13 protein-coding genes are annotated in these 11,587 nt (G+C 60.5%); 10 read left to right on the forward strand and 3 right to left on the reverse strand.

The window, feature by feature from the left end; all coding sequences use genetic code 11:
• The first annotated feature begins 44 nt into the window (after nt 1-44).
• The 9 genes from TU74_RS01935 (at nt 45) to TU74_RS01975 (ending at nt 7,843) form a co-directional block, all read left to right on the forward strand.
• On the forward strand, nt 45-1,652 hold the full coding sequence (locus tag TU74_RS01935; RefSeq protein WP_048374806.1) for an ArnT family glycosyltransferase: 1,608 nt from the start codon (nt 45-47) through the stop codon (nt 1,650-1,652).
• 70 nt (nt 1,653-1,722) lie between these two features.
• Nucleotides 1,723-2,286: a nicotinamide riboside transporter PnuC gene (gene pnuC / locus TU74_RS01940; protein ID WP_048374808.1), complete on the forward strand. Its 564-nt coding sequence runs from the start codon at nt 1,723-1,725 to the stop codon at nt 2,284-2,286.
• A complete protein-coding gene (locus TU74_RS01945; protein WP_048374810.1) occupies nt 2,283-2,807 on the forward strand; it encodes an AAA family ATPase in 525 nt (174 codons plus the stop codon). Before pnuC ends, TU74_RS01945 begins: the two co-directional genes overlap by 4 nt.
• Nucleotides 2,808-3,130: 323 nt before the next feature.
• Nucleotides 3,131-3,595 (forward strand): hypothetical protein, encoded by a 465-nt coding sequence (locus TU74_RS01950; RefSeq protein WP_047293515.1) that lies wholly within the window; start codon nt 3,131-3,133, stop codon nt 3,593-3,595.
• Between the two features lies 1 nt (nt 3,596).
• A complete protein-coding gene (locus TU74_RS01955) occupies nt 3,597-4,160 on the forward strand; it encodes a hypothetical protein (protein WP_048374812.1) in 564 nt (187 codons plus the stop codon).
• A gap of 68 nt (nt 4,161-4,228) precedes the next feature.
• On the forward strand, nt 4,229-4,975 hold the full coding sequence (locus TU74_RS01960; RefSeq protein WP_047293517.1) for a hypothetical protein: 747 nt from the start codon (nt 4,229-4,231) through the stop codon (nt 4,973-4,975).
• A 60-nt stretch (nt 4,976-5,035) separates the two neighbouring features.
• Entirely contained in the window at nt 5,036-5,716 is a 681-nt protein-coding gene (locus tag TU74_RS01965) for a C39 family peptidase (protein WP_047274352.1), read from the forward strand.
• Between the two features lie 47 nt (nt 5,717-5,763).
• The gene (locus TU74_RS01970; protein WP_047293521.1) at nt 5,764-6,510 is read left to right on the forward strand and encodes a hypothetical protein; all 747 of its coding nucleotides are present in this window, start codon (nt 5,764-5,766) and stop codon (nt 6,508-6,510) included.
• 46 nt (nt 6,511-6,556) lie between these two features.
• Nucleotides 6,557-7,843, forward strand: a complete 1,287-nt coding sequence (locus TU74_RS01975) for a transporter (protein ID WP_048374814.1) — start codon at nt 6,557-6,559, stop codon at nt 7,841-7,843.
• Between the two features lie 49 nt (nt 7,844-7,892).
• Here TU74_RS01975 and TU74_RS01980 read toward each other — a convergent pair whose 3' ends face one another.
• Nucleotides 7,893-9,218 carry a sigma-54 dependent transcriptional regulator gene (locus TU74_RS01980; RefSeq protein ID WP_048374816.1) on the reverse strand — a complete coding sequence of 442 codons (1,326 nt, stop codon included), beginning with the start codon at nt 9,216-9,218 and terminating at the stop codon, nt 7,893-7,895.
• A gap of 344 nt (nt 9,219-9,562) precedes the next feature.
• On the opposite strand from TU74_RS01980, the gene TU74_RS01985 reads away from it, so the two are divergent.
• Nucleotides 9,563-9,829: a hypothetical protein gene (locus TU74_RS01985; RefSeq protein WP_047293527.1), complete on the forward strand. Its 267-nt coding sequence runs from the start codon at nt 9,563-9,565 to the stop codon at nt 9,827-9,829.
• Between the two features lie 83 nt (nt 9,830-9,912).
• Here TU74_RS01985 and TU74_RS01990 read toward each other — a convergent pair whose 3' ends face one another.
• Together TU74_RS01990 and TU74_RS01995 are read right to left on the reverse strand one after the other, a co-directional pair.
• Nucleotides 9,913-10,476, reverse strand: a complete 564-nt coding sequence (locus TU74_RS01990) for a vWA domain-containing protein (protein WP_319021835.1) — start codon at nt 10,474-10,476, stop codon at nt 9,913-9,915.
• A gap of 101 nt (nt 10,477-10,577) precedes the next feature.
• Entirely contained in the window at nt 10,578-11,585 is a 1,008-nt protein-coding gene (locus TU74_RS01995; protein ID WP_047274642.1) for a magnesium chelatase ATPase subunit I, read from the reverse strand.
• Nucleotides 11,586-11,587 lie beyond the last annotated feature (2 nt).

An 11,587-nucleotide genomic window follows, 5' to 3' on the forward strand; every position in this document is an offset into this window, starting at 1 on the left:
GGCGGCGTTTTTTTGTGCATTTTTCGGGGTCAAGGAAACTCAATATGCCTGCCCATAGCTCCCGTCCGGCGTTACACATTCAACGCAGGCAGTCCCTGATAGCCGGAGCGCTGGCGTTGCTGCTGTTTGTGCTGGGTGAGCACACTCAGGCAACCATCGGCTTTGACTCGCGCTTTGTGCTGTTTGCCCAAGAAATGCTGCGCCACGGCCCCAGCGTTTTTCCCACCACCTATGGCCAGCCGTACCCCGACTACAGCGCCACGTCGACGTTTTTGATCTGGCTACTCTCGGTACCGTTCGGTGAAGTCACCCGGCTGACGGCCTGGCTGCCGACTGCGATTGCCAGCGCGACAATCGTGACCCTGACCTGGCGCCTGGTCGCCCCGCATTCGCGGCAGTGGGCGGTGATGAGCGTAGCGTTATTGTTGCTGAGCATGACGTTCATCACCGAAACCCGCGCCGTGTCACTGGACCAGATGCTGTCGGCGGTCAGCCTCGGTGTTTTTTACCTGGCCTACGCCCACGACCATTTGGGTGCACCGCGCCGACACGCCGGTGTGCTGGCCTTACTGGTGCTGGGGTTTGCCTTGCGCGGCCCCATCGGGTTGGTGATTCCCACCGGCATGCTCTGTGCGTATTTCGTACTCGGCGGTCAATGGCGACGGATGCTGACCACGGGCATGCAGGCCGCTGCCCTGCTCGTTGTGTGCATCGGGGTGTTGCTGGCGTTGGCCTGGATCGCCGGCGGTGAAACCTTCGTGCATGAAGTGATCCGCATGCAAGTGACCGGGCGTATGGATGGCACCGAAGGCGCCAGCAGCGTGCTGTATTACTTCACCAGCGCTATGGGCAACTACGCGCTGGCGTACCCGCTGGCCGCCCTGGTGTTGGCCGCTCTCGTCTTTTGCGGTCGCAAAGAACCCGATGCCGCATTAACGCTGGTCAAATACTGCGTGGGGGCGGGGCTGATCGTGATGGTCGGGCTGTCCATCCCCCAGGCCAAGAAAGCCCGCTACCTGCTGCCGATGTTGCCCATGGCGGCGGTCATTGCGGCGTACCCGTTTCAGGGGCGGCAAGGGCGTACTTTTGCGCTGTTGCGCGGCTTGACGCTGGGCGTGTTGCTGCTGTTGCCGGGCCTGTTGTTTGCAGGGTTGGTGATGGCGGGTAAACGTCTCGATGAACCGCTGCCGGCGTTGAACACGGCACTGACGGGATTGGCCGTCCTGCAACTGCTGGCCGTGGGTGCGCTGTTCAACACCCGCTGGCGCACGGCGGGATTGGCCGCCTGCGCAGTGCTGGCCGTGTGGTCGGCCTACATCATGGTGTACGAGCCTTACGCACGCCGTGTGTACGACACACGCACATTCACCCGTGAGGCCATGCGCCTGATTGATCAAACCCCACAGCCCCTGGTGTTGCATGGCATGGGCAAGGATGCCAAGGCCATCAAGTTCATGGTCAATGTCGAGCGCGACCTGCAACCGGTGTTTACCCAGACGCCTGCTGAGCTGGGCACGATCAGCGGGCGGGCCTGGGTCATCATGGACCGCAAGGACTATCTGGGCTTGCACGGCACCGTCTTGGGCAACACGGTGCCGACACTGAGCGGGCGCTTTGACAAGAACGACATGGTGCTGCTGAAAAAACCCTGACGCGCCCAGTGCCCCAAAGGGCTCGGCTGCGGTTACAATCCCCGGCTTTTCCCCACGCCAAGGAACCTCCATGTCAGGGCTTGAACTGTTTGCCGCTGCGCTCGGTGTCATCGCCGTCTGGTTGACAGTCAAACAGAACCCTTGGTGCTGGCCGATCGGGCTGGTCATGGTGCTGCTCTACAGCTGGATCTTCTTCGAAGTGAAGCTGTATTCGGACATGCTCTTACAGGTGGTTTACGCCGCGCTGCAACTGTATGGCTGGTGGCAATGGACACGCGCCGGTGCACAACACCAGGGGCGCCAGGTCACGGCGCTCACTGCCCGTCAGGTGGTGACCGGTCTGGCCATCGGCGCGGTGGGCAGCCTCGCGCTTGGCGCAGCCATGGCCCACTGGACCGACGCGGCCCAGCCCTGGCTGGATGCTGCGCTGACCGGGTTCAGTCTGGTGGCCCAACTGTGGATGGCGCAAAAACGTTTGCAGTGCTGGGCGCTGTGGTTTGTGGTGGACGTCATCTTCGTCGGCCTGTTTGTCTACAAAGGTTTGTACCTGACCGCCGGGCTGTATGCGCTGTTCACGGTGATCGCGATTCAGGGCTGGCGCGACTGGCGTCTCGACCCGGCGTTGCGTAAATGAAGGTCGTGGTATTGGCGGGTCCGGAATCCAGCGGCAAGAGCTGGTTGTCCGCGCAGTTGCACCAGCATTTCGGTGGCCTGCTGGTGGGCGAATACGTGCGTTACTTCATGGCCGTTCACCCCCGCGACACCTGCCTGGCTGACATCCCGGCCATCGCCCGCGGGCAATTGGCCTGGGAAGACGCCGCCCGCGCGCTACAGCCCCCCTTGCTGATCCTCGACACCCACTTGCTGAGCAATATGCTGTGGAGCACCACCCTGTTCGGCGCCTGCCCGGACTGGCTGGAGCCGGAGCTGCTGAGCCGCCACTACGATCTGCACCTGCTGCTGTCGCCCGACGATGTGGAGTGGACGCCCGACGGCCTGCGCTGCCAGCCGAGCCTGGCCGAGCGCCAACACTTCTTCGAGCAAAGCCGGGACTGGCTGCAACGGCATGCCCAGCCCCTGCGCATCATTCGCGGCAGTTGGCAGGATCGACAGGCCAGCGCCATGGACGCCGTTCGACAATTACTGGCAAATTGACCCTGTTTCACCCAAAAGTGTCCGCTGCTGAAACACACGCCTGCCGCGAAACCCTTATGCCGCCGGGTCTCAAGGGTGGCAGCGGGTGCTGTGTAACACCCTCGTTACAGAGGGCGTTCTGCCCCGTAAACGTCCTGCAGCCCCAGTCTTTCTTAGCCCGCCCCGCCCACTCCCCTGTACCAACGCTGAAACAGCGGTTCGTCTGGCGCCCATCCTCAAGATTCAACCCATTGATTTATAAGTACGTTTAAAAAGCGGCACAGCTTCTGCTCTCTCCTTCACAACGCTGATCAGGGCCAGCGTATTGAAGAAGGAATACGGTCATGGGGACTTCACGCACATTACTCACGCGTCACCTGCTACTGGCGTGCAGCTTCGGTGCATGGCTGGTGTGCGTGAACGCACAGGCCGATGGCACGGGTGAAATTGTGATTACCCGCCATGTCTACCCTCGCGCCGTCGGCAGCATTGTGCCGCCCCCAGATCCCAACCCCACCACGGTCAATGCCAACCCGGCCGCCCAGATCAATGCCGTCACCACCCACGGCGAACTGGGGGACGGGGACTTCGCTCGCGTCAGCACCGGTTCCAGCATCACCCGCGTCATCAACACCGGCACTGGCAGCGTGCCGGGCCTGCTGAATCAAAACAGCGGCATGCCCGGTTTGACCAGCACTGCACGTGCCGGGGGCGGCAGCGGCGGTGGCTCGCTGGGCTCACTCGGCGGCCAGATCAACCGCAGTGTTGAGCAAGGCATGCGCCCGCTCACCTCGCTGGGCGGGCAATGACATGAACAACCTCGCGCTGCTCTTGACCGTGCTGGTCGCTGCACCGGTGCTGGCTGACAGCAATCAGGCCGACATCAATGCCTCGGGTGCCCATTACACCGGCAACCTGATGATCAATCAGGCTTCAGGCACTCAGCAGCAGCAAGTCAACAGCCGCGCCATTGCCATTGGCAATCAGGCCCAGTCCACGGCCGGGGTCACGCAACAACTCACAGGTCCGGCAGACCCCGCGATGAACGCCCGGGCCAGCATTGGCGGCGACTCGTTCAGCCAGGGCAGCGGCCTGCTGGGGGTCAACCAGTCTGCCGGTGCCAACAACCAGATGGTCAACGCTGTACGGGTCGCCGTGGGCGCCGGACCGCAAAGCATCGATGACAACGCCTTGTCCCAGCAAAACGTGGCGTTGCAACCAAACTCGGGAGCGGGATCACTCAACACGGGCAGCCGCCAGGTCGTTACCAGCGATCAGGCCTTCACCGGCAGCCGCGGAGTGGTTCAGGTCAACCAGAGTGCCGGGGTGGGGAACCGCATGGCTAACACCCTGAATGTACGGGTCACGCAGTGACTCGGGTTACGCGAAGTGCAATGACGTATGCCAACACACACATAACTGATGAAGCATGGAGAAACATCATGAAACCAACAATGGCTCTCAAACCACTGGTCTTCGCTCTGGCTGCACTGATGGCTGTGGCAGCACAAGCAGACAGTAATCGCCACCCCACCCCGACACCGGCAGCCACGAGTGGCGCCAGCGCCGTGATCGCTGATGTGCAGGTCAGTCATGACAACAACATCACCAATAACGGCACGCTCAACAGCGCAAAAGTCACTGACTCTGTGAAAAGCACCAACGGTAACGTCGGGGTCAACGTAGCGTCCGGCTCGGGTAACCAGCAGGACAACGCCGCCGCCATTGCCAGCAGTGACCAGAACTTTGTGCTCGGCACTGCGGCGGCCGTCGTGAGTGCCAGCCAGACCAACAACTACAACAAAGTGAATAACCACGGCACGCAAAACGGCGCCACGCTCAACGACTCCATCCGAAACACCTCCGGCAACATTGGGGTGAACGTGTCCGCAGGCGACCTCAACCAACAGAAAAACAACCTGGCTATCGCCGTGTCCGGTGGCAATCTGGCCAGTGCGGCAGCCGGCACGGTACAAACCTCCAATAACCTGGCGGTGGTCAATGACCTGAGTTCGGTCAGCACCCACACCCCTTGGCATCACCCCACCACCACCCGTGTGCCGGTGAGCAACAACTCGACCGTCAACGACTCGATCAAGTACACCTCCGGTAACGTGGGTGCCAACGTCTCGGCCGGGGTCGGCAATCAGCAGAACAACTCGATGGCTATCAGCAAAACTTCGATGTAACACGGCGGGTTGAAGGGCCTCTACAGCAGAGGCCCTTTCTTCATGTGAGGTGACTTCATCATGTTGCGGATCGCGCTCGCCCTGTTGTTAGGCCTGACCTGCGAGGTGCAGGCGGCCCGTATGCCAGTTGCGGCGTTACCGGGCGGGAATCTGGTGTTCAAGCCGGTACAGAGCATTCGCGAACGTCGCTTCAGCGATCTGGTGGAACAAAAAACCGATTTCAGCTGCGGTGCCGCCGCGTTGGCCACTATTTTGCGTCAGGCCTATTGGCTAGACGTGGATGAAGACCACGTGATCAAGGGCATGCTGGTCAATGCCAATGAAGACCTGGTGCGTACCCAGGGCTTTTCGATGCTGGACATGAAGCACTACATCGAGAGCATCGGCATGCGCGCCCGGGGGTATCGCATCCCGGCCCAAAACCTGCGCGACATCAATGTCCCGGTGGTCGTGCTGTTGGACATACGGGGCTACAAGCATTTTGTGGTGCTGCAACGGGCTCAAGACAACTGGGTGTACATCGGCGACCCCGTGTTGGGCCACAAGCGGTACAGCCAGGAAGATTTTGTTAAAGGCTGGAACGGTATTGTGTTTGCCGTCATTGGTCCCGGTTATGACAAGACCAATGCGCTGCGCACCCCTCCGGTTCCGCTCTCGGCCAAGAACACGCTGGATGCGTTCAGCCCGGTCAAAGATGCCGAGTTGCTGGACTTCGGCTTTATCCAGAGTGACTTTTTTTAACGGCACCTCATTCACCATGGCGGGCAGGACGCTCCCGGGAGCAGCACATGAACATCCACTATTGGCTGGCGCTAACTTGCCTTGCGACATGCCTGCACGTGCAGGCCGAAACGTCGTTTAAACCCATAGAGTTGAAAGATCAGGAACTGTCAGAGTTGCGCGGCCGTTTTGTCATGCCCGGTCGCATTATCAGTTTCGGTCTGGTCATGAGCAGCACCTGGACCAATGCTCAGGGCGCGACCATTGGGGCCAGTACCAGCCTGCACCTGCAACATTCGGTCAAGCCGCAGTTTTATGTGTCCACCTATTCCCAACAAGGCACCCCGCAACAAGGCAAGCCCGACACCGGCACCGGCATTGTGCTGGGCGGTGCCGGCCTGGGCAGTGGCCAGGGCGTCGTCCAGAGCGTGCGGGCCGCGGGGGATAACAACAGCGCGCTAAACAATGTGGACATCAGCATCAGCCAATCCGGTCAAGCACCGGCGCTCACTCAACAAGGCAGTGTATTGACGGCCACTAATCCGGTTTCATTAAGCAACGCGGCAGGTAGCGTCAGTGTGGCGATAAACAATGGAGCCATTCAAATGGCTATAGCCGCCAACAACAATCAAGGCAACTCGTTACAGCAAATCGCTCAAGGTGGCGTGTTACAGAACACCACGTTATTGGGCGGCGGCAATGCCGTGAATAACATGACTCAATTGAATATGGTGCTGGGCAATAAACTGCCCAGTACTGAGGGACTTAATTCAAACCTCAACCAACTAAAAGCCCTTCGTGCGGCAGGATATTGAACTAGGCTGTTCCACTACTTAATGGACTACCCGGACGGCTTATTTCATGCATCGATCGTTTACCTTTCGCGCAGTTGTATGTATGAGCGCACTCCTTCCCTCCACCCTGCTACAGGCGGCTTCGGAGGTTGATGTAGAAACGTTGAAACAGGAATTAATGGAGCTGCGCCAGCGGTACGATCAACAACAAAAAGCCTTGGCGGTGCTTGAACAACGCGTCCGCCAAGTAGAAGAACAACCGGCGGTTGCGGCCCCCAAACGCCTGGTCAAGTCACCGGCCGATCTCAAGCGCGGGCAAACGGTGGCCCAATCCGGCGGCGCTGCAGGCGGCACCGGCAGTTCGTACGGCCAGTCGCTCAAAGACGATTCTGAACCCGCGCAAAGTGTCACCAACCTGTACGACGAAGCCAGCGGCTTCTTCGGCGGCGGCAAGTTCAGTATCGAAACCGGGATCACCTATTCGCGCTATGACACCCGCCAGTTAACCCTCAACGGCTTTCTGGCCCTGGACTCCATCCTGTTGGGCAACCTCAACCTGGACCGGATTAAAGCTGATAACTGGACCCTGGACCTGACGGCACGTTACAACCTCGACAATCGCTGGCAATTCGATGTCAACGTGCCCGTGGTGTACCGCGAATCAACCTACCAGTCCGGTGGCGCCAACGGCGGCGATGCGTCGGCAGCGTCCGACAAAACCGTCACCCGCGATCCGACCATTGGCGACGTTAACGTCGGTGTTGCCTACAAGTTCCTCGACGAATCGCCCAACACCCCGGACGCTGTCTTCTCGGTCAGGGTCAAGGCACCGACCGGCAAGGACCCGTTCGGCATCAAGCTGGTCACCGACGGGCAGAACAACAACATCATTTACCCCGAAAGTTTGCCCACCGGGAATGGGGTGTGGTCCATCACGCCGGGCATTTCGCTGGTCAAGACCTTCGACCCGGCGGTGCTGTTCGGCTCGCTTTCCTACACCTACAACCTGGAAGACTCATTCAGTGACATCGGCTCCACGGCCGGTCAGTCACAACCCGGCAGCGTCAAGCTGGGCGACAGCTACCAGATTGGTGCGGGCGTGGCCTTTGCGCTGAACGAGAAAATGAGCATGTCGTTCTCGGTGTCTGACCTGATCCAGAGCAAGAGCAAAATCAAATACAAGGGCCAGGACTGGCAAACCCTGACCACCAGCGACGCCAACGCCGGCTACTTCAACGTGGGCATGACCATTGCGGCCACCGACAACCTGACCATCGTGCCCAACCTCTCGATTGGTCTGACCGAAGATGCGCCGGATTTCACGTTCAGCCTCAAATTCCCGTACTACTTCTAACGCCAGGTGCGCAACAGGCCCGCTGTGGGTGAACACGGCGGGCCTGCCCCTAGCGGATTTGATGCTTATGTAACAAACGGTAAAACGTCGGTCGCGACACACCCAGCACTTTGGCTGCCAGGCTGAGGTTGTTGCTGTGGCGCTGTAACACGTCACACAATGCCTGCCGCTCAGCGCGGTCCTTGTAGTCTTCCAGTGTGCCCATGGCCAGGCTGGGCGCCTGTCGGGTCTCAAGCCCCAAATCACAGGGCTCAATCTGACGGCCTTCGGCCAGTACCAGGCCGCGACGCACCCGGTTGGCCAGTTCACGCACATTGCCCGGCCAGTCGTGATTGCCCATGGCAACCAGTGCTTGCTCGCTGAAAGTCCGCGGTCGACGCCCGGTTTCCTGGCTGTAAAACCGTGCAAAGTGGTTGGCCAGCATGGCCATGTCACCGTGCCGCTCACGCAAGGGGGCGGTGAACACCTGCAACACGTTGAGCCGGTAATACAAATCTTCCCGAAACCGCCCATTGATGATGGCGGCTTCCAGGTCCACATGGGTCGCCGCCAACACCCGCACATCCACGGGGATCGGCTGGCTGCCGCCCACGCGTTCGATGTGTTTTTCCTGCAAGAAGCGCAGCAAGTTGGCCTGTAGTTCAAGGGGCAGATCGCCAATTTCATCCAGAAACAGCGTCCCGCCGTGGGCGGCCTCTATACGGCCGACCTTGCGTTGATGAGCCCCGGTAAACGCGCCCTTTTCATGGCCAAACAGCTCCGACTGGATCAGGTGTTCCGGAATGGCGCCGCAGTTGATCGCGACAAAAGGCCGGGCGTGGCGTTGGGACTGGCGGTGCAGGGTCCGGGCCACCAGTTCCTTGCCCGTACCGCTCTCGCCCCGAATCAATACCGGCGATTCCGTGGGAGCCAGTTTGCCCAACAGTTTGCGCAAGTCCCGGATTGCGCGACTTTCCCCTAGCAACTCGTGCCCTGCGCTTTCAATCGGGTCGGTGCTGCGGCCTCGCAGGCGCGCCATGCCAAACGCCCGGCCCAGGGTCACCTGAACCCGCGACACATCAAAAGGCAGGGTATGGAAATCGAAAAACCACTCGCAGACAAAATCGCCCACGGTTTTCAATTGCAAGGTGTCAGGGCTGAGCACGGCAATCCACTCGGTGCCGCTGCGACTGATCATGTCTTTGACCGCTTCGGGTCGTTCCAGGTGAAAAGGTTGTAACCGAATAAGACCGACATCACATGAACGATCAATCACAGCGTCCAGCTCACAACTGTCCACATCCCAGCCAATGTGACGCAGCCCGGGCACTATCTGATGACAATCATCACAAGGATCAACCACTAACAAACGGCGGGACACGGGCAATTCGAGCATGACTGTTCCTTGGCGCCAAAATATTAAAAGATTAGTAAAAACAGTAAGTTGAGGGTATTGCTCCTAACGGTAGTCAACCTTTGAACGGCGCTTGTACTGTTTTCTTATAACCCTAATATCAAACGGAACTTTGCCCACTCATAGCCACAGACGTGCAAGCTGAATCGCTGTTTTTGAACAGCAACAAAACCCTGATCCAGATCAGTCCCATGAAAACCTGTTAAAAAAAAACGCAAATGGGTGTGACCTGCGTGGGGGCATCGGTCATCAGTACAAGTAACCAACCGCACGGTATGCCCAGCCGACGGTTAATCACTTGATGGGCCTATTTGAGAGACGACCCTATGAACGCCCCGCTCCGTTTCAACGAAGCACTTTTGATTGCCGGCCACGCGTTTCAACCTTTCCAGTGCGTGGCTTGGGCTGCACAGGACGGCCATGGCGAACTGAGCCTGACTGTGATTGACCGCACCAGCACCCGTATTGGCCGTAAGCAGATCCCGCGCAGTGCCTGCGCCGACGCCCAACAGCTCGCCAGCCTGCTGGCACAAGCCCGCGCCGAGTTGAGCGAAGAAGGCTACGCGTTGCAGCCGTGGGTCATGCCGGCTTAATCCGCCTGATACCGGTGTATCGCGCAATGAGGCTGTAACAGGGTGCCACCCCCGGCCACTCGATCACAGCCTCGCGTTTTTAGCTACAGGGTTTGAAGTTCATCCAGGTGCCGGTATTCGATGTGCAGATCGCTGGCGATTTGTCGTGCCCGGCCCAGACGAATCGGTCCACGTTCCATGTCGACCAGCAAACCAGGGCATTCAAGTGCGTGTGACGTGCGCCATGCCTTGAGCCGACCGTCAGTGAGCAACAACACGCGTTGCTCCTCCAACGGGAAGCGCCGCCGCCGGGCATTGAGCCATTCACTGGCTTCGCCCACCGCTTCCAGCAACGGCGTACCGCCCCCCGCGCCCAAGCCTTCCAGCCACTGTTCCAGCCCTTTGGCCGCTTTGATGCCGCTGACGTGCCATTGCGGATTCAAACCGCTGGCGGTCATCACGGCCACCCGTGCCCGTTGCCGATAAGCATCCTCGAACACTTCGGCCAGCAAGCCTTTGGCATCCGTCAGCGCGTGATGACGCCGGGTCGAAGCCGAGGCATCCACGATCACCAGCCACAGCTGGGGCGCGGTGCCACGACGGGTTTTGAACGCCAGGTCCTTACGTTGCCGGGGCCGTCCCTGCAGCAAGGTCTGGACCCAATCCACCGCCCCGCAAGGCGCCGGACGGCTGGCGCCCTGCTTGCCGCTGTCCAGGGTTCCCGGTCGGGGTCTGGCATCCGCCCCCCCGGTTACACGAGGGCGGATGCCTAAGGCTTTTTTGGCCAGCTCGGCACTTCACGACGCGCGCCGGTTGTCTGCGGCTGAACCGGCAATTGCCCCCACAACCCCTGCCCGGCCTCGCTCGCCGTGGTGGGCGAAGGCGTGGGCGGTGGCGGTTGATCCGGCGTGGGGGCGTGCGGCGTCTGCTGGCGACGACGGTGGCGCAGGGCACATTCGGCCACGGCGTCGATGTCCTGCACCTCGATACTGACGGCGCCACGCCACGCGGCATGGGCCCGGGCGGCACGCAGCCAGACCAGATCCGCGCGCAGGCCGTCCACGCCCGCTGCAAAGCAGCGTTCAGTGATGATCGTCAGCGAGGCATCATCCAGCGCAATAGCACCCAGCAACTCACGGGCGTGCTGACAACGCGCGCGCAAGGCCTCCTGACTGGCGCGCCAGTGCGCGCAGAACCCGTGTGGATCGGCATCAAAGTCCAGACGCCGACGAATGATTTCGCCGCGCTCGGCAGGCGCTGGCTGGCCGCTCATGGCGACGTTGAGACCGAAGCGGTCGAGCAATTGCGGACGCAGCTCACCCTCTTCAGGGTTCATGGTGCCTATCAAAACAAACCGGGCCGGGTGCCGGTGGGAAATACCGTCGCGCTCCACGACGTTGACGCCACTGGCGGCCACGTCCAGCAGCACGTCGACCAGATGGTCGGCCAGCAGGTTAACTTCGTCGACGTACAGCACGCCGCCATCCGCCTTGGCCAGTACGCCCGGCGAAAACTGCGCCTTGCCCTGCCCCAGGGCCGCGTCCAGATCGAGCGTGCCCACCAACCGTTCTTCGGTGGCGCCCAGTGGCAAGGTGACAAATTGACCGCTGGCAAGCACATCCGCCAGCCCGCGTGCCAGGGTGGACTTGGCCATGCCGCGCGGGCCTTCAATCAACACCCCGCCGATTTTCGGGTCGATTGCCGTCAGGCACAGCGCCAGTTTCAAGTCCTCGGCGCCCACGACCGCAGACAACGGGAAGTGAGGGGTATCAGTCATGT

It is taken from the genome of Pseudomonas lundensis, assembly GCF_001042985.1.
In the GTDB taxonomy this organism is placed as follows: domain Bacteria; phylum Pseudomonadota; class Gammaproteobacteria; order Pseudomonadales; family Pseudomonadaceae; genus Aquipseudomonas; species Aquipseudomonas lundensis.